This is a genomic window from Rhodobacter sp. P2_H5, from assembly GCF_056403335.1.
Map to the genome: position 1 here is coordinate 281,963 of NZ_JBFUFS010000004.1, position 24,610 is coordinate 306,572.

At 65.5% G+C, this 24,610-nt stretch carries 29 protein-coding genes; 24 read left to right on the forward strand and 5 right to left on the reverse strand.

Annotated elements, in window-relative coordinates; genetic code table 11:
• The first annotated feature begins 83 nt into the window (after positions 1-83).
• The 12 genes from AC1DVR_RS07350 to AC1DVR_RS07405 all read left to right on the forward strand — a co-directional run bounded on the left by AC1DVR_RS07350 (position 84) and on the right by AC1DVR_RS07405 (position 10,926).
• Complete coding sequence (locus AC1DVR_RS07350; RefSeq protein ID WP_477999887.1) at positions 84-239, forward strand: hypothetical protein; 156 nt, start codon at positions 84-86, stop codon at positions 237-239.
• Positions 240-318: 79 nt separating this feature from the next.
• Entirely contained in the window at positions 319-876 is a 558-nt protein-coding gene (locus AC1DVR_RS07355; protein WP_477999888.1) for a NifU family protein, read from the forward strand.
• A complete protein-coding gene (gene tsaB / locus AC1DVR_RS07360; protein ID WP_477999889.1) occupies positions 866-1,474 on the forward strand; it encodes a tRNA (adenosine(37)-N6)-threonylcarbamoyltransferase complex dimerization subunit type 1 TsaB in 609 nt (202 codons plus the stop codon). Before AC1DVR_RS07355 ends, tsaB begins: the two co-directional genes overlap by 11 nt.
• The gene (gene rimI / locus AC1DVR_RS07365) at positions 1,471-1,878 is read left to right on the forward strand and encodes a ribosomal protein S18-alanine N-acetyltransferase (RefSeq protein WP_477999890.1); all 408 of its coding nucleotides are present in this window, start codon (positions 1,471-1,473) and stop codon (positions 1,876-1,878) included. Before tsaB ends, rimI begins: the two co-directional genes overlap by 4 nt.
• A gap of 194 nt (positions 1,879-2,072) precedes the next feature.
• Entirely contained in the window at positions 2,073-3,068 is a 996-nt protein-coding gene (locus AC1DVR_RS07370) for a BMP family lipoprotein (RefSeq protein ID WP_477999891.1), read from the forward strand.
• Positions 3,068-4,660: an ABC transporter ATP-binding protein gene (locus tag AC1DVR_RS07375; protein ID WP_477999892.1), complete on the forward strand. Its 1,593-nt coding sequence runs from the start codon at positions 3,068-3,070 to the stop codon at positions 4,658-4,660. The genes AC1DVR_RS07370 and AC1DVR_RS07375 overlap by 1 nt, the downstream gene beginning before the upstream one ends.
• 1 nt (position 4,661) lies before the next feature.
• Entirely contained in the window at positions 4,662-5,750 is a 1,089-nt protein-coding gene (locus AC1DVR_RS07380) for an ABC transporter permease (protein ID WP_477999893.1), read from the forward strand.
• Entirely contained in the window at positions 5,750-6,727 is a 978-nt protein-coding gene (locus AC1DVR_RS07385; RefSeq protein ID WP_477999894.1) for an ABC transporter permease, read from the forward strand. The genes AC1DVR_RS07380 and AC1DVR_RS07385 overlap by 1 nt, the downstream gene beginning before the upstream one ends.
• Positions 6,711-7,526, forward strand: a complete 816-nt coding sequence (locus AC1DVR_RS07390) for a purine-nucleoside phosphorylase (RefSeq protein WP_477999895.1) — start codon at positions 6,711-6,713, stop codon at positions 7,524-7,526. The genes AC1DVR_RS07385 and AC1DVR_RS07390 overlap by 17 nt, the downstream gene beginning before the upstream one ends.
• A gap of 160 nt (positions 7,527-7,686) precedes the next feature.
• Complete coding sequence (gene efeU / locus AC1DVR_RS07395) at positions 7,687-8,535, forward strand: iron uptake transporter permease EfeU (RefSeq protein WP_477999896.1); 849 nt, start codon at positions 7,687-7,689, stop codon at positions 8,533-8,535.
• Between the two features lie 23 nt (positions 8,536-8,558).
• Positions 8,559-9,692: an iron uptake system protein EfeO gene (gene efeO / locus AC1DVR_RS07400; protein ID WP_477999897.1), complete on the forward strand. Its 1,134-nt coding sequence runs from the start codon at positions 8,559-8,561 to the stop codon at positions 9,690-9,692.
• 13 nt (positions 9,693-9,705) lie between these two features.
• Entirely contained in the window at positions 9,706-10,926 is a 1,221-nt protein-coding gene (locus tag AC1DVR_RS07405) for a Dyp-type peroxidase (RefSeq protein ID WP_477999898.1), read from the forward strand.
• Positions 10,927-10,970: 44 nt separating this feature from the next.
• Here the strand turns inward: AC1DVR_RS07405 and AC1DVR_RS07410 are convergent, their stop codons facing one another.
• A complete protein-coding gene (locus AC1DVR_RS07410) occupies positions 10,971-11,687 on the reverse strand; it encodes a pirin family protein (protein ID WP_477999899.1) in 717 nt (238 codons plus the stop codon).
• Positions 11,688-11,777: 90 nt separating this feature from the next.
• Entirely contained in the window at positions 11,778-12,707 is a 930-nt protein-coding gene (locus AC1DVR_RS07415; RefSeq protein WP_477999900.1) for a ring-cleaving dioxygenase, read from the reverse strand.
• Between the two features lie 337 nt (positions 12,708-13,044).
• On the opposite strand from AC1DVR_RS07415, the gene AC1DVR_RS07420 reads away from it, so the two are divergent.
• Both AC1DVR_RS07420 and AC1DVR_RS07425 read left to right on the forward strand, forming a co-directional pair.
• On the forward strand, positions 13,045-13,956 hold the full coding sequence (locus tag AC1DVR_RS07420; RefSeq protein ID WP_477999901.1) for a sulfite exporter TauE/SafE family protein: 912 nt from the start codon (positions 13,045-13,047) through the stop codon (positions 13,954-13,956).
• A complete protein-coding gene (locus tag AC1DVR_RS07425) occupies positions 13,953-14,705 on the forward strand; it encodes a TIGR02186 family protein (protein WP_477999902.1) in 753 nt (250 codons plus the stop codon). Before AC1DVR_RS07420 ends, AC1DVR_RS07425 begins: the two co-directional genes overlap by 4 nt.
• Here AC1DVR_RS07425 and AC1DVR_RS07430 read toward each other — a convergent pair.
• The 3 genes from AC1DVR_RS07430 to AC1DVR_RS07440 are packed head-to-tail and all read right to left on the reverse strand — an operon-like array spanning position 14,686 to position 16,947.
• The gene (locus AC1DVR_RS07430) at positions 14,686-16,008 is read right to left on the reverse strand and encodes an MATE family efflux transporter (RefSeq protein WP_477999903.1); all 1,323 of its coding nucleotides are present in this window, start codon (positions 16,006-16,008) and stop codon (positions 14,686-14,688) included. The two genes, AC1DVR_RS07425 and AC1DVR_RS07430, sit on opposite strands and share 20 nt — an antisense overlap.
• A 7-nt stretch (positions 16,009-16,015) precedes the next feature.
• A complete protein-coding gene (locus AC1DVR_RS07435; protein WP_477999904.1) occupies positions 16,016-16,513 on the reverse strand; it encodes a PaaI family thioesterase in 498 nt (165 codons plus the stop codon).
• Positions 16,510-16,947 (reverse strand): PaaI family thioesterase, encoded by a 438-nt coding sequence (locus AC1DVR_RS07440; RefSeq protein WP_477999905.1) that lies wholly within the window; start codon positions 16,945-16,947, stop codon positions 16,510-16,512. The genes AC1DVR_RS07435 and AC1DVR_RS07440 overlap by 4 nt, the downstream gene beginning before the upstream one ends.
• Before the next feature lie 187 nt (positions 16,948-17,134).
• Here AC1DVR_RS07440 and AC1DVR_RS07445 point away from each other — a divergent pair, with 187 nt between their 5' ends.
• From AC1DVR_RS07445 to AC1DVR_RS07490, 10 genes are all read left to right on the forward strand, one after another.
• Positions 17,135-17,494 (forward strand): MerR family transcriptional regulator, encoded by a 360-nt coding sequence (locus AC1DVR_RS07445; protein WP_477999906.1) that lies wholly within the window; start codon positions 17,135-17,137, stop codon positions 17,492-17,494.
• A 174-nt stretch (positions 17,495-17,668) separates the two neighbouring features.
• Positions 17,669-18,172 carry a hypothetical protein gene (locus tag AC1DVR_RS07450; RefSeq protein ID WP_477999907.1) on the forward strand — a complete coding sequence of 168 codons (504 nt, stop codon included), beginning with the start codon at positions 17,669-17,671 and terminating at the stop codon, positions 18,170-18,172.
• Between the two features lie 182 nt (positions 18,173-18,354).
• Positions 18,355-18,744, forward strand: a complete 390-nt coding sequence (locus AC1DVR_RS07455) for a MerR family transcriptional regulator (protein ID WP_477999908.1) — start codon at positions 18,355-18,357, stop codon at positions 18,742-18,744.
• A 22-nt stretch (positions 18,745-18,766) separates the two neighbouring features.
• Entirely contained in the window at positions 18,767-20,521 is a 1,755-nt protein-coding gene (locus AC1DVR_RS07460) for an acyl-CoA dehydrogenase C-terminal domain-containing protein (RefSeq protein ID WP_477999909.1), read from the forward strand.
• Positions 20,522-20,604: 83 nt separating this feature from the next.
• Positions 20,605-20,817 carry a hypothetical protein gene (locus AC1DVR_RS07465; RefSeq protein ID WP_477999910.1) on the forward strand — a complete coding sequence of 71 codons (213 nt, stop codon included), beginning with the start codon at positions 20,605-20,607 and terminating at the stop codon, positions 20,815-20,817.
• Positions 20,818-21,129: 312 nt separating this feature from the next.
• On the forward strand, positions 21,130-21,756 hold the full coding sequence (locus AC1DVR_RS07470; protein WP_477999911.1) for a glutathione S-transferase family protein: 627 nt from the start codon (positions 21,130-21,132) through the stop codon (positions 21,754-21,756).
• 15 nt (positions 21,757-21,771) lie between these two features.
• Positions 21,772-22,983, forward strand: coding sequence for an acetyl-CoA C-acetyltransferase (locus tag AC1DVR_RS07475; protein ID WP_477999912.1), 1,212 nt, complete (start codon positions 21,772-21,774; stop codon positions 22,981-22,983).
• 132 nt (positions 22,984-23,115) lie between these two features.
• Positions 23,116-23,535, forward strand: coding sequence for a hypothetical protein (locus AC1DVR_RS07480; protein WP_477999913.1), 420 nt, complete (start codon positions 23,116-23,118; stop codon positions 23,533-23,535).
• Between the two features lie 148 nt (positions 23,536-23,683).
• A complete protein-coding gene (locus tag AC1DVR_RS07485; protein WP_477999914.1) occupies positions 23,684-24,154 on the forward strand; it encodes a cupin domain-containing protein in 471 nt (156 codons plus the stop codon).
• A complete protein-coding gene (locus AC1DVR_RS07490; RefSeq protein ID WP_477999915.1) occupies positions 24,154-24,609 on the forward strand; it encodes a cupin domain-containing protein in 456 nt (151 codons plus the stop codon). Before AC1DVR_RS07485 ends, AC1DVR_RS07490 begins: the two co-directional genes overlap by 1 nt.
• Position 24,610: the final 1 nt, after the last annotated feature.

Consider the following 24,610-nt stretch of genomic DNA (forward strand, 5'->3'; position numbering starts at 1 on the left):
TCGCACTTGCGGCATACGGCCTTTCTGCGGCGCGGCATAAGGCGCATATGGGCAGCAGGGAGGTTAGCTGCAAAGGAAATATCATGTCTGACCAAAAGCAACGCAAGTCGCCCGTCGCCGATGTCCCCGGCCTGGCCTATTTCACCGCCGAAGCCGAAAAGCCCAGCAAAGCCCCTGTGACCCAGCCGCGCCCGGCTCTTGCCGCACTGGACCAGATGTACGGCTATTTCGCCGCCTGACCGCAGTTTGGAATCGTTCCAACCTTGACTTGGCGGCCCGCGAGGCGCATATCCGACAGGAATACTCGGGAGTTCTGCCATGTTCATCCAGACCGAATCCACGCCGAACCCGGCGACGCTGAAATTCCTGCCCGGCCTTGCCGTGCTGGAGATGGGCAGCGCTGACTTCCCTTCGGAAGACAGCGCCGGCAAATCGCCGCTGGCCCGGCGGATCTTTGCGGTCAAAGGCGTCACCGGCGTCTTTTTCGGCACCGATTTCGTGACAGTCACCAAGGCGGATGGCGTCGATTGGCAGCATGTCAAGCCGGCGATCCTGGGCGCGATCATGGAGCACTACCAGTCCGGCGCGCCGGTGATCGAGGGCGAGCAGGCCGCGGCCCATGTCGCCCATGACGGCCCGGATGGCGATATCGTGAGCCAGATCAAGGAATTGCTGGACACCCGCGTACGGCCCGCCGTGGCGCAGGATGGTGGCGACATCACCTTCCACGGCTTTGACCGCGGCGTCGTCTATCTGCACATGAAGGGCGCCTGCGCCGGGTGCCCGTCTTCGACCCTGACGCTGAAGATGGGGATCGAGAACCTGCTGCGCCACTATATCCCCGAAGTGACCGAGGTGCGCCCGGTTGCCGCCTGAACCTCTCGTTCTGGCCTTTGACACATCGGCGGCGCATTGCGCCGCCGCTTTGGTATTCGGGGCCGAGGCAAGGATCGTCCAGCGGGTCGAAGCGATGGAAAAGGGTCAGGCTGAACGTCTGCTGCCCTTGGCCGAAGAGCTTCTGGCCGCTGAGGGGAAAAGCCTGGCCGATGTCACCCGGCTTGCCGTGGGTCTGGGGCCCGGCAATTTCACCGGCATCCGGATCGCGGTGTCCCTGGTGCGGGGTCTGGCGCTTGGCCTGCGGGTGCCGGCGATTGGGGTCACCGGATTTGAGGCTCTGGCCTTTGCCGGGGGCCCGGATTTCACCGGCTGGGCGCTGATCGGGGCGCCGCGCGGCCAGTTTTACGCGCAATTCTTTCCCGCCGGCGCGCCGCAGATGATTGACGCCGCCGCCGCCGACAACCTGGAAGGCGCGGTCCTGCGCCTCGGCAATCTCGACACCGCAGCCTTTGTCGCGGCGATCGCCGCCTGTGCCGCGGCCAAACCGGCGGAAGGCGCGCCGCGCCCGGCCCCCTTCTACCTGCGCGGGGCCGATGCCGCCCCGCCTTCGGACCCGCCACCGGTGATCCTGCCGTGACCCCGGCTGAGATGGCGCGGCTCCACGCCGAAAGCTTCACCCTGCCCGCCCCCTGGTCCGAGGCAGAGATCACAGCGACCCTCGCCAGCCCCTATTGCTTTGTCCTGACCCAGCCCGATGGCTTCCTTTTGGGCCAGGTCGTGGCGGGCGAGGCCGAGTTGATGACCGTGGCTGTCGCGCCGAAGGCGCAGGGTCGGGGCCAGGGCCGTGCGCTGGTCGCAGCTTTTCTGGACGAGGCGCGCCGTCGTGGCGCCGAAAGCGCCTTTCTGGAAGTGGCCGAGACCAACGCCCCCGCCCGCAAGGTCTATGCCGCGGCGGGATTTGAAGCGACCGGCCGCCGGAAGGGCTATTACCGGGGCGCGGGTCAGGTGATCGACGCGATTTTGATGGTCCGCCGGCTTTGAACCTGCCTCTGGGGCTGCACGCTTCTTGATCGTATGATCAAAAATCAATCCGGGCGCAGAGAGATTCCTGTTGACCGCCCGCGCGCGCTCCGCCCTAAATCACCCACGAATGCCCGCGACTGGCCCCTGAGTCTGACTTCGACTTGGACAGGCCACGGACAGGGCTGCACAATTTTGACAACCGGGAGATTGACATGACCCTGATGAAACGCCTGGCCGGGGCCACGGCCCTTGTGGCGCTGAGCACCGTGGCCGCGTTGGCCGAGCCTGCCATCATCTATGACGTGGGCGGCAAGAACGACAAAAGCTTCAACGAAGCGGCCTTCAACGGGGCGGAGCGTTGGGCCAAGGAATCCGGTGGCACCTACAAAGAGCTGGAAATGCAGAACGAGGCGCAGCGCGAACAAGCGCTCCGTCAGCTGGCCGAAGCCGGCGCCAACCCGATCGTGATGACCGGTTTCGCCTTTGGCGACGTGCTGAACACGGTTGCCCCCGACTATCCCAACACCAAGTTCGTCATCATCGACATGGTGGTCGAACAGCCCAACGTCGAATCGGTGGTCTTCACCGAAGAGCAAGGCTCCTACCTGGCCGGCGTCATGGCCGGCATGGCTTCGAAAACCGGGGTCGTGGGCTTCATCGGCGGCATGGACATCCCGCTGATCCGCCGCTTTGGCTGCGGCTATGCGCAGGGTGTGAAGTCGGTCAATGCCAATGACACCGTGATCCTGAACATGACCGGCACCGATGGTTCGGCCTGGAACAACCCGGTCAAGGGCGCCGAGATTGCCAAGTCGCAGCAAAGCCAGAAGGCCGACGTGATCTATGCCGCTGCGGGCGGCACGGGCGTGGGCGTGTTGCAGGCCGCCGCAGACATGGGCATCCTGTCGATCGGCGTCGACAGCAACCAGAACTACATGCACCCCGGCCAGGTCCTGACCTCGATGGTCAAGCGGGTCGACAATGCCGTGCATGACGCCTTCAAGGAAGGCGTCGACATCAAGCCGGGCCTGAAGACCATGGACCTCGCCGCCGGTGGCGTCGATGTCGCGATGGACGACAACAACGCCAAGCTGGTGACGCCGGAAATGAAGGCCGCTGTTGAAGCCGCCGCCGCCAAGATCAAATCGGGCGAGTTGAAGGTGCATGACTACATGTCGGACAATTCCTGCCCGGCTGGTCAGTTCTGATGACGGAGACGGCTCAAATCCACGGCGGTTTGGGCGGGGGGCGGCAGGCAACTGCCGCCCCTTCTTCGCCCTATGCGATTGAACTCAAGGGCATATCCAAGGCCTTTGGCCCGGTGCAGGCCAACCGCGACATCAACATTGCCGTCCCGCGCGGCACGATCCACGGCATCATCGGCGAAAACGGCGCCGGGAAATCGACGCTGATGTCGATCCTCTACGGCTTTTACAAAGCCGATGCCGGTGAGATCTTCATCAACGGCAGCCTCACCCCCATCCCCGACAGCCAGAGCGCCATCCGCGCCGGCATCGGCATGGTGTTTCAACATTTCAAGCTGGTGCAGAATTTCACCGTGCTGGAAAACGTCATTCTGGGGGCCGAGGATGGCGCCCTGCTCAAATCCTCGCTGACGCGCGCCCGCGCCGAGCTGGAGGCCTTGAGCCGCGAATATGACCTGGACGTGCATCCCGATGCTTTGATCGAAGACCTCAGCGTCGGGCATCAGCAGCGGGTGGAAATCCTGAAGGCCCTCTACCGCCAGGCCGATATCCTGATCCTCGACGAGCCGACCGGGGTTCTGACGCCCGAAGAGGCCGACCACCTGTTCCGCATCCTGCGCGGGTTGCGCGATCAGGGCAAGACGGTGATCCTGATCACCCACAAGCTGCGCGAGATCATGGAGACGACGGACAACGTTTCCGTCATGCGGCGCGGCACCATGGTGGCCACCGTCAAGACCGCCGAAACCCGGCCCGAGGCGCTGGCCGAACTGATGGTGGGCCGCAAGGTCTTGCTGGAGGTCGAGAAAAAGCCCAGCACCCCGGGCCGCGTCGTGCTGGAGGTTGAAAACCTCGTGGTGCGCACGGATGGGGTGGAGCGGCTGAAAGGCGTCAGCCTGACGATCCGCGCCGGCGAGATCCTCGGCATCGCCGGGGTTGCCGGCAACGGCCAGTCCGAACTGCTTGAAGCCCTGGGCGGGGTGGCCCCGGCCACCGGGCGCATCTCGATGAACGGCGCGGACCTGCCCTTGAAGGGCCACAAGGCCAATGGCCAGACCCGCCGCGCCGCCGGCATCGCCCATGTCCCCGAGGACCGTCAGGCGCTTGGCCTGATCATGGATTTCGCCGCCTGGGAAAATGTGGCCTTCGGCTATCACAACGCGCCGGAATACCAGAAGAACGCGCTATTCATGGATAACGCCGCGTTGAAGGCCGATACCGAGAAGAAGATGGCGACCTTCGACGTGCGCCCGCCGATCCCGACGCTTGCGGCCAAAAGCTTCTCGGGTGGCAACCAGCAAAAGATCGTCGTGGCCCGCGAGATCGAGCGCAACCCCGACCTGCTGCTGATCGGTCAACCGACCCGCGGCGTCGATATCGGCGCCATCGAGTTCATCCACAAGCAGATCGTCGGCCTGCGCGATGCCGGCAAGGCGGTGCTTCTGGTCTCGGTCGAGCTGGACGAGATCATGAGCCTGTCCGACCGCATCCTCGTGATGTTCGACGGCAAGATCATGGGCGAGCGCGATCCCGAAGCGACCGATGAGCGCGAGCTGGGCATGATGATGGCCGGGATGACCGGAAAGGACGCCTGACATGGAGAAGTTGCCGCGTTGGGCGGATGTGGTTCTGGTGCCGCTGATCTGTCTGGTCATCGCCTTCATCATGTGTGGCCTCTTGATCTGGGGCATCGGGCAGGACCCGGCTGCCGCCCTGACCATCATGGTGCAGGGCTCGCTCGGGTCGACCTATGGCTGGGGCTATACGCTGTATTACGCCACCAACTTCATCTTCACCGGTCTTGCGGTGTCGATCGCCTTTCAGGCCAGCCTGTTCAACATCGGCGGCGAAGGGCAGGCGAAGCTGGGGGCGCTCGGGGTGGCGCTGAGCCTCCTCTACATTCCCTGGCCGCATTGGTCGCTGGCCGTGCTGGGCTCGATGGTGGCGGCGATGCTGTTCGGCAGCGCCTGGGCGCTGGTGCCGGCCTGGCTGCAGGCCAAGCGCGGCAGCCATATCGTGATCACGACGATGATGTTCAACTTCGTGGCCAGCGCCTTGATGAACTACCTTCTGGTCAATGTGCTGCGCCCGGTGGGCAAGATGGACCCGGCCTCGGCCCGCTTCGACCCGGTGACCAACCTGCCGAAGCTGGGCGATATGCTCAGCGCCGTGGGGATCCCCTTTTCCAACAAGAACCCCGCCAATATCAGCCTCTTGATCGCGCTGGCCTGCGCGGTGGGGGTCTGGGCTTTGCTGTGGCACACGCGGCTTGGCTATGCGATGCGGGCATTTGGCAAATCGGAAAAGGCGGCGGTCTATGCCGGGATCAGCCCAGTGCGGATCACGCTTTACGCGCTGGCGCTGTCAGGCGGCCTGTCGGGGATGCTGGCGATCAACGCTGTTCAGGGCGAGGCTCACCGCCTGTTGCAGGACCCGGTCGAGGGCGCGGGCTTCATCGGCATCGCCGTGGCCCTGATGGGACGCAACCACCCCTTCGGCATCGTCTTGGCCTCGCTTTTGTTCGGGTTTCTGTATGAGGGCGGCTCGCAGCTGGCGCTTGGCACCTCGATCCCGCGCGATGTGATCACGGTTCTGCAGGCGCTGGTCATCCTGTTTACCGGGGCCCTGCCCTATATGGTGCAGAAACCGCTGGAGAAATTGTTCGCGAAGCGGGGGACACGCTGATGGATCTGCACAGTTTTCTGCAAATTCTGGACTCGACGATCCGGCTGGCGACGCCCCTGCTGTTCGCCTGTCTGGCGGGCCTTTATTCCGAACGCGCCGGGATTTTCGACATCGGGCTTGAGGGCAAGATGCTGGTGGCGGCCTTTGCCGCAGCCTCGGCGGCCTATGCCACGGGCAATGTCTGGGTGGGGGTCATCGCGGGCATCGCCGCCTCGCTGGTCTTTGCCGCGATCCACGGGCTGGCGAGCATCACTTTCCGCGGCAATCAGCTGATTTCCGGCGTAGCGATCAACTTCCTCGCCTCGGGGCTGACGGTGGTTCTGGGGGCGAGCTGGTTCAAACTGGGCGGCCAGACCCCGGCCCTGGCCGGCGGCGCGCGGTTCGAGGATATCGTCCTGCCCTTCGCCACGCCGATCACCACCGCGACCGGGGATTTGGGCTTTCTGAACGAGGTTTATTCGCGGGTCATCTCGGGACATTCGATCCTGGTCTATGTCTCGTTGGCACTGGTGCCCCTGACCTGGTGGGTGCTTTACCGCACCCGCTTTGGCCTGCGGCTGCGCGCGGTGGGGGAAAACCCTGCGGCGGTGGATACGGCGGGGGTTTCGGTCACCGGCCTGCGCTATGCGGCGGTGGCGATCACCGGGGTTTTGTGCGGGCTGGCCGGGGCCTATATGGCGACCGGGCTTTCTGCAGGGTTTTTGAAAGAAATGACCGCCGGGCGCGGCTATATCGCGCTCGCCGCGTTGATTTTTGCCAAGTGGCGGCCCTGGTACGCGCTTTATGCCTGCATGCTGTTCGGCCTTCTGGACGCCATTGCGATCCGCTTTCCGAACATCGACCTGGGCGTCGTGGTGATCCCGGTCCAGTTCACCCAGGCCCTGCCCTATATCCTGACTGTCATCATCCTGGCGGGCTTCATCGGCAAAGCCATCCCGCCGCGCGCCGGAGGCGAACCCTATGTCAAAGAACGCTGAGGCCGAGAGCCTTGCCCTGATCCGCGCCCGCGCGGGTGAGGCGCCGGTGGAACTGGCGCTGATCCTCGGCTCCGGCCTCGGCCATCTGGCCCATGCGGTGGAGGGGGTGGCGATCCCCTATGCCGACCTGCCGGGCTTCCCGCATGTCTCGGTTTCCGGCCATAACCCCAGCCTTCATGTGGGGATGCTGGAGGGGGTGCGGGTCGCCGTGCTTGGGGCGCGCGAGCATTATTATGAAAAGGGCAATCCCGCCGCGATGCGGGGCGCCTTGACGGTGATGAAGGCGCTTGGCGCCAAGGCGCTGATCGCCACCAATGCGGCGGGCTCGCTGCGTGCCGATATCAAGCCCGGCGATCTGATGCTCTTGTCGGACCATATCAACTTCTCCGGCCTGAACCCGCTGATCGGCGAGCCGACAGATGCCCGCTTCGTGCCGATGACCGAGGCGCATGATCCTGCCCTGCGCGCCGCACTCCGCGCCTCGGCCGAGGCGGAGGGCGTCGCCCTGCCGGAAGGCGTTTATGCCTGGTACTCTGGCCCCTCGTTCGAGACCCCGGCGGAGATAAGGGCCATCAAGATCCTTGGCGGAGATGCGGTGGGCATGTCCACCGTGCCCGAAGCGATCCTTGCTCGGTTCCTCGGGCTGCGGGTGGCGGCGATTTCGACAGTGACCAACATGGCGGCGGGTCTGTCGGACGAGAAGATCAGCCATGAACACACCAAGGCCATGGCCCCCCTCGGTGCGGCCAAGCTGGAAAAGGTGCTGCGCCACTTCCTACGGAATATGCAAGCCGCCTGAGGGCTTGGGGCGCATTTGCCTTGTCTTCGAACACGTGAGGACGTCCCGCCTCTTTGACAGAGGATAGAAGTTGACTCTTTTACTTTGCAGGCATATGCCCAAGTAAATTGATCAACAATGCAGCCGATCCTGACCGGTTGCGCAAGTCGGGACATCTGCCATGCTGCTGACCTTCCTCATCATGCTGCGCGAGGGGCTTGAGGCCGCGCTGATCATCGGGATCATGGCGAGCTATGTGGTGCAGCGTGGAAGGGCCGGGGCTTTGCCTTCGATCTGGGCCGGGGCGGCGGCGGCGGTCGGCGTGTCGATAGCCCTTGGCGCGGCGCTGACCCTTTCGGGCCTGCAGTTCCCGCAGCGCGAACAAGAGATGTTCGAGGCGGCGGTCGGTGTCGTGGCGCTGGTCCTTTTGATGTCGATGCTGTTCTGGATGCGCCAGACCGGCCGCAAACTGCGCGGCGAGATCGAGGGGCAAGTCAGCCGCACCATGGGCACGGCGGGCTTCTCGCTGGCGCTGGCCGGCACCGCTTTCCTGATCGTCGGGCGCGAGGGGCTGGAGAGTGTCATGTTCGTCGTGGCGATCATCCAGCAAGCGCCGGGCCTGTCGATGCTGTCGGGCGCGCTTCTGGGTCTGGCTGCGGCGTTTATGCTCGCCGTGCTGATCTTCCGCTTCGGCGTCCGCATCGACCTTGCCCGCTTCTTCCGCATCACCGGGGTCTTCGTGCTGCTGGTCGCCGCTGGCCTTGCCGCAGGCGTACTGCGCAGCCTGCACGAGGCCGGCATCTGGAACCTGCTGCAGGACCGCGCCTATGACCTGAGCCATGTCCTGCCCACCGATGGCCCCCTGGGCGTGCTCTTGTCGGGCGTCTTCGGCTATTCCGACGCGCCGACCTGGGGCGAGGTTCTGGCCTATTTGATCGTCCTTCTGCCCGCGCTTTACCTCTTCCTGCGGCCCCTGCCCCAGCGCAAGGCCGCCCTTCCCACCGGGGCTGCCGCCAAAACCCCGATCTGACCCTTTCCTGACTGGAGACTGCCATGAAAACCCGCTTCTGGTCGCCCTTGGGCGCGGCCCTGACCCCGCTTACCCTGCTGACGCTCGGTCTTGGCGCCGCCCATGCCGACACCAACCTTGCCCTGACCATCACCGACAAGGGCTGCGAGCCGAACCAGATCGCCGCCAGCGCCGGTCAGGTCACAGTGGAGGTGACCAACGCCAGCACCCGCGTCGTGGAATGGGAGATCCTGTCCGGCGTCATGGTGGTGGCCGAGCGCGAGAATATCCTGCCGGGCTTCAAGCAAAGCATCTCGGCCAAGCTGGCGGCGGGCGATTACGGCCTGACCTGCGGGCTTCTGTCCAACCCGCGTGGCGTGCTGACCGTGGGCGCCGATGGCTCGGCCAAGGTCGGTCCGGTCGACCCGATGCAACTGGTCGGCCCCCTGTCGGAATACAAGATCTATGTCCAGACCGAGGCGGATGCTTTGGTCAAGGCGACCGAGGCCTTTGTGGCGGCCATCAAAGCCGGCGATGTCGAAAAGGCCCGCGGGCTGTTTGCCGCGACCCGCATGCCTTACGAGCGGATCGAGCCGATTGCCGAACTCTTCAGCGATCTGGATTCCTCGATCGACGCCCGCGCCGATGATTGGGAGAAACGCGAGGCGGATCCGGGCTTTACCGGCTTCCACCGTCTGGAATACGCGCTGTTCAGCGAGAACAGCACCGCAGGCATGGAGGCCGTGGCCGACCGCCTGCTCGCCGACGTGACCACCCTGCAAGGCCGGATCAAGACCCTGACCGTGCCGCCCGCCACGATGATCGGCGGGGCTGCCGGGTTGATCGAGGAGGTCGCGGCCTCCAAGATCTCGGGCGAAGAGGATCGTTACAGCGGCACCGATCTCGCCGATTTCCAGGCCAATATGGAAGGCGCGCAGAAGATCCTGGAGCTGGTGACGCCCTTGGTGGCCGAACGCGACGCCGACCTGCTGGCGCGCACCAATGCGAACTTCAAGACTGTGGACGAGGTGCTGACCAAGTACCGCAAGGCCGACGGCAGCTTTGCCAATTACAAGGAACTGACCGACGCCGACCGCCGCGCGCTGCAGGGCCCGATCGCGGCGCTGGCCGAAGATCTGGCCCGGCTCTCCGGCATCCTTGGCATCCAGAACACCTGAGCGAGACCGGGCCATGCAAGCGACACGACGTTCTCTTTTGCTGGGCCTTGGCGCTCTTGCAGCGCCCGGCCTGATGCAGGTCAAGGCGGCGGCGGCTGATACCGCCCCCGCAGCGCCCGTAAGCGGCCCGCAGGTGGTGCCGTGGCAGGGCCAGCATCAGGCGGGCATCACGACGGTACGCCCGCCCCATGCGATCTTCATGGCATTTGACCTCTTGGTGCCCGACCGCCAGGGGCTTGCGGGTCTGCTGCAGCTTCTGACCCAAAGGGTCGCGGTCCTGACCGGCACCGGGCCGATCGACCAAAGCCCCGATCCCCTGCAACCGCCGCCCGAAAGCGGGTTGATGGGGGGCGAGCAAGTCGCGCAGTCGATGACGATCACGGTTTCGGTTGGTGCCTCGGTTTTCGCCGACCCGCGCTATGGGCTTGCGGCCCAGAGACCTGCCGAGCTGATCGTGATGGAACGCTTCCCCAATGACGCGATCCACCCCGACATGGCGCATGGCGATCTGATGGTGCAGATCTGCGCCGACAGCGCCGAAGCCACGCTTTACGCCCTCCGCGACATCGTGCGCCAGACCGGGCCGATGCTGGCGCCACGCTGGCAGATGACCGGCTTCCTTCCCCCCAAGGCCCTGACGCCAGAGGAGGCGACGGGGCGGAATGTCTTGGGTTTCAAGGATGGCACCGCCAATCCCTCTGCCGAGGACAAGGCCCTGATGGACAAGCTGGTCTGGGTCCAGCCCTCGGACAAGGAGCCGGGCTGGACGGTGGGCGGCAGCTATCAGGTGGTGCGCCTCGTACGCAACTTTGTTGAACGCTGGGACCGCACCCAACTGGCCGGTCAAGAGGCGATCATGGGGCGGCACCGGCTGTCCGGCGCGCCTTTGGGCATGGCGAACGAACATGACACGCCGGATTTCTCGCTGCCCGGCGTGCCTGAGAACTCCCATATCCGGCTGGCCAACCCCCGCACACCGGGGAGCGAGCGCAACCTGATCCTGCGGCGCGGTTACAATTACGCCTTGGGGCTGGATCGTTCGGGCCGGATGGACATGGGGCTGATCTTTGCCAGCTATCAGGCGAGCCTTGATGCCGGCTTTCGCGCCGTGCAGGCCCGCCTCGATGGCGAGCCTTTGGAGGAATACATCAAGCCCTTCGGCGGCGGCTATTTCTTCGCCCTGCCCGGGGTTGCGGACGCGGGCGGCTTTCTCGGCCAAGGGATGCTGACCTGAGGCATATATCGGCCAGAGGGGGCAAAAAGCCCCCTCTGGCATCTTCAGCCGTGAGTGCGCGGCAGGTCGAAGTACAGGGCCTCCCCCGGGGTAAGCCATGTCAGATCGGGCAGCGCCTCGCCCGAAGCTTGCAGGGCGTCGCCAGGGCGCAGACGTTCGCCGTCCACCTCGGCCAGACCTTCGATGATATGGACAAAGCCGTGCCGACCGGTCGCTTGCGCATCTTCCGCCTGCGGCAGGGAGGTCACTTCCCCCTCCGCCGGTGTCACGCGGTAGACCTGCGCACCTGACCGCAGGGCAAAAGCCCCGTCGGCGCCATCGCCGCCCGCGACATGGACCATGCCGGGGCCGGTGGGCAGCGGCCTTTGCTGATAGGTAGGCTGGCCGCCCTGTTCGTCCGGGATCAGCCAGATTTGCAGGAAATGCGCGGTTTCCTCATCCGAGGCATTCCATTCCGAATGGGTGATGCCCGAACCGGCCGACATCAGCTGCACCTCCCCCGCCGTGATGGTGGAGATATTGCCGATGCTGTCTTCGTGCCGCAAAGCGCCTTTCAGGACATAGGTCAGGATGTCCATGCTGGCATGTTCATGCGCCGAAAAGCCCGAGCCGGGGATCACCCGGTCGTCGTTGATCACGCGCAGCGGACCGACGCCCATCCGCATCGGGTCCTTGAACCCGCCGAACGAAAAGGTGTGGTGGCTGTCGAGCCAGCCCATCGTCGTGCGACCGCGCACCGTGTTTTCATGAATGAGAAGCATCTGTCGTCCCTTTCCTGCCGTGCCCCACCATGTCGCGGGGTTCTAAGCGTTTGACCGGCCCCCTGTTGCGGGGGCCGGCGGGTGTCCGGATCAATCCAGCTTGGGCAGGATCTCTTCGATCTGGCTGCGGAAGTTGGCGTATTGCGCCGGCAGTTTCAGCGCCTGGCCGAGGTGGGCGGTATCCTCGTCGCGGTCAAAGCCCGGTTCGTTGGTGGCAACCTCGAACAGCACGCCACCCGGGGTGCGGAAGTAGATCGCCCAGAAGTAATCGCGGTCGATCACCGGCGTTACGTCATAACCGGTGTCGATCAGGGCCTTGCGGACCTCCAGCTGGGCCGCGCGGTTCTCAACAGCAAAGGCGATGTGGTGGACCGAACCTGCGCCTTGCCGAGCGGCATTGGCGCCAGGCAGCACTTCCAGATCAATCACATCGGCCCCGTTGCCGCCGGCGATGGCATAGCGGGTGACGTCGCCCTGGGTGTCGACCTTCTGATAGCCCATGTACTGCAGAAGCTCGCCGGTCGCCCCGCCATCGCGCAGCGTCATCGTGGCGCTGTGAAAGCCATGGACGCCTTCATCGCCGGGCACCGGGCCGCCGAGATAGGCCTTGCGGGCATCGTCAGCCACCTCGCTCAAGGCAAAGCCGTCGCCATCCGGGCCGAGGAAGCGCAGGCGCTTCTCGCCAAAGGCTTCCGCCTCTTTCAGGCCGGCGACGCTGGCATTGGCCAGACGGTCCTTCCAGTACCCCAAGGAGCCTTTCGGCACCGAAAACACCGTCTCGGCCACTTCACCGGCACCCCGGCGGCCTTGCGGCATATGGCCGAAGGGGAAGTAGGTCATCACCGAACCGGGAGTGCCGACCTCGTCGCCATAGTAGAGGTGATAGACGTCGGGCTGGTCGAAGTTCACCGTCTTCTTCACCCGGCGCAGGCCGAGCGTGTCGGTGAAGAACGTGTTGTTCTTCCGGGCATCATCCGCCATCGAGGTGACGTGGTGAAGGCCTTTGATCTGGGTCAGCATGGCAGAGTTCCTTTCACGGGGTGCCGGGTCGATGCCGCGGCGTTGATCTGATGCAAGGAAGATGGGGCATTTGATTGACATTAAGAATGCGCATAATTTCGCATTTACTATTGCGGTATTGATAATAGTTGGTGACCCGCAGAGGATTGCCCGGCGCAAGGCCGCCGTGAGGCGCGCGGGTCAGCGTCACCATCGGGCCGCCAAGCGGAACAACCTTGCCGCTGCGGTGCAGAACCGTTTGACTTGACGGGCAAAGCCGCGCAACCCTGAAGGAAATCGGCCAAGCCCCAAAGGCCGACCTGAAGAAACGAAACCCGAACAGTCTCCGCAAGGCGCGATGCAGTTTTACCTCCCCATCGCCGAAGTCTCGGTGAACGTCTTTGTCCTTTTGGGGCTTGGCGGGGTCGTGGGCTTTTTGTCGGGCATGTTCGGGGTCGGTGGCGGCTTTCTGATCACCCCGCTTCTGATGCTGATCGGGATTCCGCCGGGCGTCGCGGTGGCGACCGGGGCCAATCAGGTGGTGGCCTCCTCCATCTCGGGCGTGCTGGCGCAGTTCAAGCGCCGGGCGGTCGACATGCGGATGGGCGGCGTGCTGACCGTGGGGGGCCTGATGGGCTCGACCTTCGGCGGCTATGTTTTCAACCTGATGAGCAAACTGGGCCAGATCGACCTGCTGGTGCAGCTGTCCTACGTCCTGTTTCTGGGGGTGATCGGCGCGATGATGCTGATTGAAAGCGTCAATGCGCTGCGCAAGTCCGACAAGGGGCAGATTCGGCGGTCCAACGTGCATTCCTGGGTCCACCGGATGCCGTTCAAGATCAAGTTCCGCGCCTCGGGCCTTTATATCTCGGTCCTGCCGCCTCTGATGGTGGGCGGCATGGTCGGTTTTCTGAGCGCGATCATGGGGGTCGGCGGCGGCTTTGTCATGGTGCCGGCGATGATCTACCTTCTGGGGATGCCGACGCGGGTGGTCGTGGGCACCTCGTTGTTCCAGATCACCTTTGTCACCGCCTATACGACGCTGGTCCATGCGGTCACCCACCACACGGTCGACATGATGCTGGCCCTGCTTCTGATCATCGGCGGGGTGATCGGGGCGCAGTTCGGCACGAGGGTCGGCGTGCGGCTGAAGGCCGAGCAGCTGCGCATCCTTCTGTCGCTTCTGGTGCTGCTGGTCGCGGTCAAGATCGCCTATGATCTGCTGGCCACCCCGTCCGAGCTGTTCTCCATCTCGCCGGTCGTGTCATGATCCGCCTGGTCCTTGCCCTTTTGCTGCTGGCCCTGCCCTTGCGCGCCGAGGAGATCGTCTCGGGCGTCAGCCAGTCGGGCGTGTCGATCACCACCAGTTTCGACGGGGCCGCGATCCTGATCTATGGCGCGGCGATCCGCGAGACGCCGCCGCCGGACTGGCCCCTGTTGCAGGTGATCATCACGGTCGAGGGGCCTGACCAGCCCCTGGTCATCCGCAAGAAGGAACATGTCGCGGGCATCTGGCTGAACCGGGGCGCGGTGCAGATCGCCTCTGCCCCGAGCTTTTACGCCGTCGCCACCACCGGCCCCCTGGACGAGATCCTGACGCCCGAGGACGATGCCAAATACAAGATCTCGATCCTGCAGACGATCGAGGCCAAGCGGGGAGAAATCTCGCCCGATCAGGCCGATTACATCGAGGCCCTGCAGCGCATCCGCAAGGCGGCGGGGTCATACAAGCTGTCGCAGGATACCGTTCTGTTGCTGCGCCAGGCGCTGTTTCGCACCGATGTCGCAATGCCGGCCAATCTGGTCGAGGGCACCTACAAGGTGCGGATCTTCCTGACCCGGGGCGGCAAGGTCGTCGACATGCAGGACAACCAGATCGACGTGCGCAAGGCCGGGATCGAGCGCGCGCTGTTCAACCTCGCGATGGAGCAGCCGCTGTTGTACGGCATCCTGTCGCTGGTGATGGCGATGGTCGCGGGCTGGGGCGCGTCGGAGCTGTTCAGGCGGCTGCGGGCCTGACCTCGGCCGCGCGGGCCAGCACTTGCGGAAAGGCCCGGCGCAGCGTCAGCCCGCGGCCGGCGTTCATCACCATCAGCGCGGCCCAAAGCCCCTGGTTGCCGAAGGCCGGCACCAGAACGGCCAGCGCCACGAGGTAAAGGCAAGCGACCTGCAGGGCCGCGTTGCGCATGGCCTGGGTCATCAGCGCACCGATGAAGATGCCGTCATAGATCCAGCAGGCGGTCCCGATCAGGGGCGCCGCGACCAGCCAGGGCAGCAGCATCAGCGCCTCGGCCCGCACATCGGCGGCGGTGGTCATCAGGTGGATCGCAAGATAGCCGCCCAGCGCGAAGAGCAGCGCCAGCGCCCCTGCCCCGCCATAGCCCCATTGCATCGACATCCGCGCCGCCCGGCGCAGGGCCCCCGGGTCGCGCGCGCCCATCGCCTGGCCGACCAGGCTTTCGGCGGCAAAGGCAAAGCCGTCCAGCGCGAAGGCCATGATCGACAGGAATTGCAGCAGGATCTGGTTGGCCGCCAGCGTGGTGTCGCCGAACCGTGCGCCGAGAAAGACAAAGGCAGTGAAGGAGGTCTGCAGGATCACCGTCCGGATCAGGATGTCGCGCCCGGCCGAGAAGGTCCGCCGCAGCGCCTCGCGGTCGGTCAGGCGGCCCAGGGCGGCGCGCATCGGCGCCAGAGCCGCGCGCACCAGCCAAAGGCCCAGCGCAAGGCCCGTCACCTCGGCAATCGTGCTCGCCGTAGCCACCCCCGCCACACCCCAGCCGAGGCCCATGACGAACCACAAATCCAGCGCCATGTTCAGCGCATTCTGCCACAATTGCAGCACCAGAACCGCCCGCGTGCGCTCGGTGCCGACCAGATAGCCGGTCAGGGCGTAAAGCCCGATGCTGGCGGGTGCGGCCCAGATCCGGATCTTGAGGAAGGTGAGGGCTAGGCCCTCGACCTCGGGCGAGGCGGGGGCGACCTTGAAGGCCAGCGCAAACAGCAAGGGGTGCAGAAGGATCAGCCCCAGCCCCGCCCCGACGCCGACCAGAAGCGCGCGGATCAGTGTGGCCGAAAGCTCCACCCCGTCGCCCGCGCCCTTGGCCTGGGCGGCCAGGCCAGAGGTGCTCATCCGCAGGAACCCGAAGGCCCAGTAGAGCAGCGACAGGATCGTGGCGCCCAGACCCACAGCGCCGATCGGCGCGGCAAGGCCCAGATGCCCGATCACCGCCGTATCCACCGCGCCGAGCAACGGCACGGTGGCATTGGACAGCACGATCGGCACCGCGATGGTCAGGATGCGGCGGTGGGTCAGGGGAAGCATGGCAGGATCACGGGCTTTCCGGCATCAGGAAATGCGCCGTGGCCTGGGCGAAAGGCCGGGCGCGGTTGTCTTGCCAGGCCTCGACCTGGACGGTGGCATAACGCCGGCCCGAGCGGCTGACCTTGGCGCGGGCATAGGCATCGCGCGGCAGGCCGGTGCGCAGGAAATCCACCGTGAAGGTGATGGTCTTGGGCAATGGGGGGAAGGTCTCGGAATTGGGGTCGATGCGGCCGGATTCCATATCCTCCCACAGGCCGGTCCAGGCCAGTTCGATGATCGCCGTCACCTCCAGAAAGGCGGCCGTGGCGCCGCCATGCAGGGCCGGCAGCATCGGATTGCCGATCAGCGAAGGGTGAAAGGGCAGGACCGCGGTCAACTCGTCGCCGCGCCGGTCAAAGCGGGCGCCGAGAAAACCGATATAGGGCACGCCGGCGACAAGGCGAGCAAGGGCGGCCTCGCGCCGGGACTTGATCACCTCAACCGGTTCGGGCGGGCGGCGGATCATGCGGGCTCTCCCGTTTTCGGGCGTTCCAGGGTGAAGGTGCCGGTGCCCATGGCCACCGGGCGCGCCTCGTCGGCATCGGTGGCGATGACGCGGACAAAGGCTACGCTGCGGGTGACATGGTGGCATTCGGCCCTTGCGGTCACGGTCTGGCCCGGGGTGGCCGGGCGCATGTAGTCGATCCGCAGATCCAGCGTGGCGGTGCTGGCCGGCGCCGCCGGATGGCACATGACCGAGGCGCCCGAGGCCGTGTCCATCAGGGCCGAGATCGCCCCGCCATGCAGAACCCCGGTGCTCGGGTCGCCGATCAACCGCTCGTCATAGGGCATCCGAATCTCGGCCTTGCCGGCGCCAAGGCCGATCAGCTGCATGCCAAGCTTTTGCGCATAGGGCAGGCTCTCCAGAAAAAGTCTCGCTTGGGCAAGTAGGTCCGTCATCTTTGCCTTTCCGGGCGGCGCCTGCCGCCAACGCGCGGGCGGCAGGGTTTGCGCTCTGTCATCTTCACCTATGGCCCCCCGGATGCAAGGGGGCCGGAGGCCCGCGCCACGGGGTGCGGGCGCTCTTGTTGCACAAGCGCGCACTTGCCCCTAGGGTGGCCCCGAGGTGACCTCTCTGGGGACAGCATTGGCAGAAACCCGGCTTACTTTCAAAGAGATGTGCGCGAAGTTTGCCGTGACGCCGCGTACTTTGCGCTACTACGAATACATCGAACTGCTGGCGCCGGAAAAACAGGGCCGCGCGCGGTTCTACGGCGCGCGCGAGGTGGCGCGGATGGTCCTGATCCTGCGCGGCAAACGGTTCGGATTCTCGCTGGAGGAGCTGCGCCAGTGGCTTCTGATCTATGACCAGAAGGGCACCGCCGCCCAGCAAGAGGCGTGGATCGCCCTCGCCGACCGCCAACTGACCGTGCTGGAGCGTCAGCGCGAAGAGCTGGAGGCCACGATCGCCGAACTGCGCATCCTGCGGAACCGCAAGATCGAATAGGCCGCAGCGCGCCCGAGTGTTGCAACACCGTCACCCCGAAGTGACGCCGCTTTACCGGGCCTTTATTTGAGCGCCGGCGGCCGAAGGATTACCATCAGACCGAAGCGCCTTCACGCTTCCCCGCGCGCCGCTCTCCTCCCGCGCCGGGAGTCTTTTGAGAAAGCAGGATCTGTCATGTTCCGTCTCGTATCCGCGGCGGTCCTTGTGGCCGTCATGTCCGCCGTCACGATTTCAGATGCCAGCGTGGCGCAGGCGGGCACTTCCATTGTCGTCTCGGTCGGGCCGAACGGCCCGGTTCCGGCGCCGGGTTACATCTGGCGCTTTCATCAGGGCTATGGCTGGGGTTGGTATCACCCGCGCTATGGCTGGTACGTCCAGCCGGTGGGCCCTGTGCCCGGCCCGGGCTTCATCTGGCGCTATCACAGCGGTCATGGCTGGGGTTGGTACCACCCGAGTTACGGCTGGTACGTCCAGCCTGTTGGTCCCGTGCCCGCCCCCGGCTTCGTCTGGCGCTATCACGGCGGCACCGGCTGGGGCTGGTATCACCCGCGTTACGGCTGGTACGTCCAGCCGGTCGGCCATATTCCGGCCCGAGGCTATGTCTGGACCTTCCGCGCCGGCTATGGCTGGGGCTGGTTCCATCCGCGCTACGGCTGGTACGCCGGGCACTACTACTGACACGGCGGGTGCGGCGGCAGGCCCCGGGTCCTCCCCCGGGGCCCCGCCCCGCCCCCGCGCAGGCCCCAATTGTCGAAATGACGTTACGTCACGTTGACGTTAACGTCACCCTCTCTACCAAAGCTGCCGAAGGACGCCCATTTTGGGGATAACAACCCCGATAAAGCTTTCGAAAGCGAGCCATGAACGAGTTTTTGACCATCCGCGAGATGTGCGCCAGCTTTGCGGTCACCCCGCGCACCCTGCGTTTCTACGAACAGAAAGAGCTGCTGTTTCCGCAAAGGGACGGCACGCGCCGGCTTTACACCAAGCGCGACCGCGCCCGGCTGACCCTGATCCTGCGCGGCAAGCGCTTTGGCTTCTCGCTGGAGGATATCCGCCAGCTTCTGGACATGTACGACCGCGACGGCTCGAACGAGCAGCAGTTGCGCCGCACCTATGATCTGGCGCAGGATCGTCTGGCCCAGATGCAGGCCCAGCGCGCCGAACTGGACGAGGCGATCGCCGAGTTGCAGGGTGAACTGACGCAGGCCGCGGCCCTGATCGCGGGCCTGCGCCAGGCTGCCGAATAGGGCCAGCGAAGGGGAGAGAGCGATGACATACAAGGCGCCGCTGCGGGACTACGACTTTCTGCTGCATCAGGTCTTGCAGGTGCAGGGGATGGATATCCCCGGCTATGCCGCTCTTGACCCTTCCTTCACGGCGGCGGTTCTGGAGGAGGCGGGCAAGCTCGCCTCCGAGGTCTTGGCGCCCCTGAACACGGTGGGCGACCGCGAGGGCTGTCACCTTGAGAACGGCATCGTCCGCACCCCTGCCGGCTTTCGCGCCGCCTTCGACGCGCTGCGCCAGGGCGGCTGGACCGCGCTTGACGCCGAGGCCGACTATGGCGGCCAGGGCCTGCCCTATCTCATGCACACCGTGGTGAACGAGCCTTTCGTCTCGGCCAACATGGCGCTGAACATGTATATGGGCCTGACCCATGGCGCCTATTCCGCCCTCCGCGCCCATGGCTCGGAGGCACAGAAGGCCATGTACCTGCCCAAGCTCGCCTCCTGCGAATGGACCGGCACGATGAACCTGACCGAGCCGCAATGCGGCACCGATCTGGGCCTGATCCGGACGAAGGCCGAGCCTGCGGGCGACGGCTCCTTTAAGATCACCGGCACCAAGATCTTCATCTCGGCCGGCGATCACGATCTGGCCGAGAACATCATCCACCTCGTGTTGGCCAAGGCGCCCGGGGGCGGCCCCGGCACCCGTGGGATCAGCATGTTCGTGGTGCCCAAGGTCCTGCCCGATGGCAGCCGCAACGCCGTCTCCCCCGGCAAGGTCGAGGAGAAGATGGGCATCCACGGCAATGCGACCTGCGTGATGAACTTCGACGGCGCCACCGGCTGGCTGGTCGGCGAGGAACACAAGGGCATGCGCGCCATGTTCACCATGATGAACGAGGCCCGGCTCGGCGTCGGCATGCAGGGCTATGCCGTGGCCGAAGCCGCCTATCAGGCTGCCGTGGCCTATGCCAAAGACCGCCGCCAGGGCCATGCGATGGCGGGCACCACCCCGCCCGCCGATGCGCCGGCGGACCCGATCCTGATGCATCCCGACATCCGCCGCAGCCTGATGGACCAGCGCGCCTTCATCGAAGGCGCCCGCGCCCTGACCTTCTGGGGCGCCAGCCTGATCGACCAAGCCCACCGCAAGGGCGACACGGCGGCCGAGGGGCTGATCTCGCTCCTGATCCCGGTGATCAAGGGCTTCCAGACCGACAAGGGCTTCGAGGCGGCGGTGGCGGCCCAGCAGGTCTGGGGCGGCCACGGCTATATCGAGGACAACCCGATGAGCCAGTTCGTCCGCGATGCCAGGATCGCGATGATCTACGAAGGCGCCAATGGCGTGCAGGCGCTGGATCTGGTCGGGCGCAAGATGGCGGCGGATGGCGGCAAGCCGGCCATCGCCTTCTTCGCCCTGGTCAAGGCCGAATGCCAGGCCCATGACGGCGACCCGCGGATGGAACCCTTTTCCAAACCGCTGAAGACCGCCTCCAAGCAGATGCAGGCGGCGGGGATGTATTTCCTCTCGGCCGGGGTGAAGAACCCCAATGACGCGCTGGCCGGCTCCACCGACTTTCTGCATCTGATGGGCCATGTCTGCCTGGGCCTGATGTGGCTCAGGATGGCGCGCGCCGCCCTGACCGGGCTGGACGCGGGCGAGGATGCCTTTCTGCGCGCCAAACTGGTGACCGCCCGCCACTTCATGACCCGCCTCCTGCCGGCCTGCGCCCTGCACTTAGCCCGGATCGAGGCGGGCGGCGAAACCGTCATGGGCCTGTCCCCCGAGGATTTCTGATGAGGCCCCCGCCCCGCCCGCCCGCGATCGGCAATTTCCCTCCCGGCCGGGGCCCGCTAGGCTCCGCATCAAAGGAGTGACCCATGCCCAAACGCTTCCGCCTGACCCGCCGCTTCCCGGTCGCCATGACCGAGGACGGCTACCGCCGCCTGAAACGCTTTGCCAGCGAAGCTGGCCTCGACGAGGGCGAGGCGCTGTCCTTCCTGTTCGAGAATTTCGACAGCGTGACCAATACCGAAACCCTGACCCACCGCCTGCGCCTCTTCAACACCGAGCTCGAGGACCGCAAGCGATGATCCCCACCCCGCAGCTCCCGCCGCCGGAACGCCTGCGGCGGGCGGATATCTGGATCTGGATGAAACCCGGGGCGCGAAAACCCCGCTCCGTTCCACCCTGCCCCGAGGCTCCGTTTTGGCTATCCGTCATGTCGAGGCAGGGCTTCACCCAGAACGGTCATCGGCTTCCCAGCCTGTACCGTGCCGGAAAATTGCCAAAACGGGGTTAATGTCAGGTTAACTTCATTCAGACAGAAATATCCTCCGGGGGTCCGGGGGTGGAAAACCCCCGGCGCCGGCCAGGGGTGCGACACAAGACAAAAGGGAGCGACGATGAAGCTGTACGGATTTGGCGAAAGCGGCAATGCCTACAAGGTGGCGCTGATGCTGACCCTGACGAAAACCCCCTGGGAGTTGGAGTTCATCCCCTTCTTCACCGGCGGCACCCGCACCCCGGCCTTTCGCGCCGTCAACCCGATGGGCGAGGCGCCGGTGCTGGTGGATGGCGATCAGGCCCTGACGCAGTCCGGCGTCATGCTGGATTATCTGGCCGAGAAGACCGGCCAGTTCGGGCCGCGCGACGCGGCGGAACGGCGTGAGATCCTGCGCTGGATCCTGTGGGACAATCACAAGCTCTCCACCCAGATCGGCACCACACGGTTCCTGATGAATTTCCTTCCGGTCGAAAAGCGCTCCGATGCGGTGATTGGCTTCCTGCAGGGCCGCCTCAAAGCCGCCTATCAGGTGCTGGAGGATCATCTGTCCAGCCACAGCTGGATCGTGGGCGACCGTCCCACCACCGCGGACCTGTCCTGTTGCAGCTACCTCTACTACCCCGAACCCTTCGGCTTCTCCCGCGCCGATTGGCCCCATATCGCAGCCTGGCTCGACCGGATCAGCGCCCTGCCCGGCTGGCAGCACCCCTATGACCTGATGCCCCGCGCCTTCCCCGCCGCATGACCCCGTGAGGACCCCATGACCGACGCCTTCATTTATGACGCGATCCGCAGCCCGCGCGGCAAGGGCCGGGCAGATGGCAGCCTGCACGAAGTCACCGCCGTCGCCCTCTCGGCGCAGATGCTCGACACGCTGGCCGCCCGCAGCGGCCTTTCCGGTGCCGTGGTGGAGGATGTCATCTGGGGCAATGTCACCCAGATCGGCGAGCAGGGCGGCTGTCTCGCCCGTTCGGCCGTTCTGGCCTCGGGCCTGGACGAGGCGATCCCGGGCCTGTCGATCAACCGCTTCTGCGCCTCGGGGCTGGAGGCGGTGAACCTTGCCGCCAATCAGGTCAGGGCCGGGGCCGGCCATGGCTATATCGCCGGCGGGGTCGAGATGATGGGCCGCGTCGCCATGGGGTCGGACGGGGCGGCGATTGCCGTCGACCCGAGCCTGGCGATGAAGACCTATTTCGTCCCGCAAGGCATCTCGGCCGATCTGATCGCCACCGAATATGGCTTCACCCGCGATCAGGCCGACGCTTTCGCCGTCGAAAGCCAGCGCCGCGCCGCGCAGGCCTGGGCTGAGGGGCGCTTTGCCCGCTCGGTCGTGCCGGTGCGCGACCGCAACGGCCTGATGATCCTCGACCGCGACGAATACATGCGCCCGGCCACCGACATGCAGACCCTCGGCGCCCTCAAGCCCGCCTTTCAGGAGATGGGCGAGGTCATGCCCGGCTTTGACAAGGTCGCCCTGATGAAATACCCGCATCTGGAGCGGATCCATCACATCCACCACGCCGGCAATTCCAGCGGTATTGTCGATGGCGCCGCCGCCGTGCTGATCGGCGATGCCGAGTTCGGCCGGATGCATGGCCTGCGCCCCCGCGCCCGGATCCGCGCCACCGCCAAGATCGGCACCGATCCGACCATCATGCTGACCGGCCCGGTGCCGGTCACCCAGCGCATCCTCGAAACCGCGGGCCTCGCCTTCAGCGACATCGACCTGTTCGAGGTGAACGAGGCCTTCTCCGCGGTGGTCCTGCGCTTCCTTCAGGCCTTCGACGCCGACCCCGCCCGGGTCAACGTCAACGGCGGCGCCATCGCAATGGGTCATCCCCTGGGGGCGACGGGGGCGATGATCCTCGGCACCCTCCTGGACGAGATGGAGCGGCAAGACAAGGCGCTGGGTCTGGCCACCCTTTGCGTGGCCAGCGGCATGGGGGCGGCCACGATCATCGAAAGGATCTGACCATGGATCGGGCGGCGGCGACCGGCAGGCAAATCAGGCTCCGCGACGGGGCGGTGCAGCGGTGGTCGTTAAACCGCGATTCAACTTTGTCGCCTAACCTGCGGCTTGAAACAGCCAAGGCAGGTGCGCGGGATGCCACGACAGAAGATTCAGGATTTTTTACAATGGCGCGTCGAGGCGACCATGGCGGGGCGGTTCGACCTGCTGGCGCCCTTCTACCGCTATCCGCTTCATATCGCCTACGATTCGGGGACGGTCGAAATTCTGGACCATACCCAGATGTGCGGCTTCCTCGCCGATATCCGGGCGGACTGGCTGAAACGCGAGGTGGCGCGCATCTCGGTCGAGGTGACGAGGCTGGTGCATGGCAAGAATGCCCGCTTCCGGGTCTGGGCCATCGCCCGGGAATTCGACCCCTCGGACACCCTGTGCGGGCAAAGCAGCTATGTGCAATACTGCCAGAACACCGCTTTCGGCATCTGCACCGAGATGTTCGAAGCGATCCGCTACGAAGCCGCGAAAGACCCGGAGATCGCGGGTTTCGGGGGCTAGGCGCCGCAAGGCCCGGGTTGCGCAAGGCCTGGGTTGCGCAAGGACCGTGCCCTGGCCTACGCTGCCCCTTGGATGCCGTCGCTCTGCGCGGTCGCGTTCTTTTCCCGACCGCCGCAGAGCCACGCGGTTTTTGCCGGAGGGAGCGACCATGCCGAAACTTGATCTGACCAAGGCGCCGGTGAAAACCGGCTCGATCTACCCCGAGCCCTATGCGTCGATGATGGCGGGGCGGTCCTCGGTCCGTCTGGGCGAGGCCGGGGGGCTCACCCAGTTCGGCGTCAATCTGGTGCGGCTGGATCCGGGGGCCCTGTCCAGCCTGCGCCACTGGCACATGAACGAAGACGAATTCGTCATGGTGACCGAGGGCGAGTGCATTCTGGTCCAGGACGCGGGCGAGACGGTGATGCGGCCGGGTGACTGCGCGGCCTTCCCGGCAGGGTCGACCGATGGGCATCAGTTCGTCAACCGCTCCGACAAGCTGGCGGTGTTCCTCGTCGTCGGCACCAAGGCCAGGGCCGAAGTTGCGACCTATTCCGACATCGACCTGAAAATCCACATCGCAGAGGGCAAGGCGCGCTTCACCTACAAGGACGACAGCGACTGGGTGGGCCCGCGCTGATGCCGAAACTGCCACCGCAACCCATCCAGCACGCCATCGGCTACAGCCACCCGGTTCTTGGCGGGGGCTTGGGCGATTACGCCTATCAGCTTCTGTCCGATCCCGGCGGCCTGACCCAGTTCGGCGCCTTCATCGAGATCCTGCCCCCCGGCGCGCGCTCTTCCTTCCGCCATTGGCATGAGGCCGAGGACGAGATGGTCGTGGTGCTGTCGGGTGAGGTCATTCTGGTCGAGGGCACCGAAGAGGTGCTGCGCCCGGGCGATGTGGCGGCCTGGCCCGCGGGTCTGGCGATTGGCCATTGCCTGCACAACCGCTCCGAGGCCGAGGCGCGCTATCTGGTGATCGGCACGCGCCGGGCGCGCGATGTCATCCATTACCCCGACCACGATCTTGTCACCGTGAAAGACGGCACCGCGCGCCGCTATCTGCACGGCGACGGGCGGGAGCGCAGCTGAA

Coding starts and splice junctions, on each gene's coding strand:
- AC1DVR_RS07350 (WP_477999887.1), top strand. CDS start 84: ATGTCTGACCAAAAGCAACGCAAGTCGCCCGTCGCCGATGTCCCCGGC.
- AC1DVR_RS07355 (WP_477999888.1), top strand. CDS start 319: ATGTTCATCCAGACCGAATCCACGCCGAACCCGGCGACGCTGAAATTC.
- AC1DVR_RS07370 (WP_477999891.1), top strand. CDS start 2,073: ATGACCCTGATGAAACGCCTGGCCGGGGCCACGGCCCTTGTGGCGCTG.
- AC1DVR_RS07375 (WP_477999892.1), top strand. CDS start 3,068: ATGACGGAGACGGCTCAAATCCACGGCGGTTTGGGCGGGGGGCGGCAG.
- AC1DVR_RS07380 (WP_477999893.1), top strand. CDS start 4,662: ATGGAGAAGTTGCCGCGTTGGGCGGATGTGGTTCTGGTGCCGCTGATC.
- AC1DVR_RS07385 (WP_477999894.1), top strand. CDS start 5,750: ATGGATCTGCACAGTTTTCTGCAAATTCTGGACTCGACGATCCGGCTG.
- AC1DVR_RS07390 (WP_477999895.1), top strand. CDS start 6,711: ATGTCAAAGAACGCTGAGGCCGAGAGCCTTGCCCTGATCCGCGCCCGC.
- efeU (WP_477999896.1), top strand. CDS start 7,687: ATGCTGCTGACCTTCCTCATCATGCTGCGCGAGGGGCTTGAGGCCGCG.
- efeO (WP_477999897.1), top strand. CDS start 8,559: ATGAAAACCCGCTTCTGGTCGCCCTTGGGCGCGGCCCTGACCCCGCTT.
- AC1DVR_RS07405 (WP_477999898.1), top strand. CDS start 9,706: ATGCAAGCGACACGACGTTCTCTTTTGCTGGGCCTTGGCGCTCTTGCA.
- AC1DVR_RS07410 (WP_477999899.1), bottom strand. CDS start 11,687: ATGCTTCTCATTCATGAAAACACGGTGCGCGGTCGCACGACGATGGGC.
- AC1DVR_RS07415 (WP_477999900.1), bottom strand. CDS start 12,707: ATGCTGACCCAGATCAAAGGCCTTCACCACGTCACCTCGATGGCGGAT.
- AC1DVR_RS07420 (WP_477999901.1), top strand. CDS start 13,045: ATGCAGTTTTACCTCCCCATCGCCGAAGTCTCGGTGAACGTCTTTGTC.
- AC1DVR_RS07425 (WP_477999902.1), top strand. CDS start 13,953: ATGATCCGCCTGGTCCTTGCCCTTTTGCTGCTGGCCCTGCCCTTGCGC.
- AC1DVR_RS07430 (WP_477999903.1), bottom strand. CDS start 16,008: ATGCTTCCCCTGACCCACCGCCGCATCCTGACCATCGCGGTGCCGATC.
- AC1DVR_RS07435 (WP_477999904.1), bottom strand. CDS start 16,513: ATGATCCGCCGCCCGCCCGAACCGGTTGAGGTGATCAAGTCCCGGCGC.
- AC1DVR_RS07440 (WP_477999905.1), bottom strand. CDS start 16,947: ATGACGGACCTACTTGCCCAAGCGAGACTTTTTCTGGAGAGCCTGCCC.
- AC1DVR_RS07450 (WP_477999907.1), top strand. CDS start 17,669: ATGTTCCGTCTCGTATCCGCGGCGGTCCTTGTGGCCGTCATGTCCGCC.
- AC1DVR_RS07455 (WP_477999908.1), top strand. CDS start 18,355: ATGAACGAGTTTTTGACCATCCGCGAGATGTGCGCCAGCTTTGCGGTC.
- AC1DVR_RS07460 (WP_477999909.1), top strand. CDS start 18,767: ATGACATACAAGGCGCCGCTGCGGGACTACGACTTTCTGCTGCATCAG.
- AC1DVR_RS07465 (WP_477999910.1), top strand. CDS start 20,605: ATGCCCAAACGCTTCCGCCTGACCCGCCGCTTCCCGGTCGCCATGACC.
- AC1DVR_RS07470 (WP_477999911.1), top strand. CDS start 21,130: ATGAAGCTGTACGGATTTGGCGAAAGCGGCAATGCCTACAAGGTGGCG.
- AC1DVR_RS07475 (WP_477999912.1), top strand. CDS start 21,772: ATGACCGACGCCTTCATTTATGACGCGATCCGCAGCCCGCGCGGCAAG.
- AC1DVR_RS07480 (WP_477999913.1), top strand. CDS start 23,116: ATGCCACGACAGAAGATTCAGGATTTTTTACAATGGCGCGTCGAGGCG.
- AC1DVR_RS07485 (WP_477999914.1), top strand. CDS start 23,684: ATGCCGAAACTTGATCTGACCAAGGCGCCGGTGAAAACCGGCTCGATC.
- AC1DVR_RS07490 (WP_477999915.1), top strand. CDS start 24,154: ATGCCGAAACTGCCACCGCAACCCATCCAGCACGCCATCGGCTACAGC.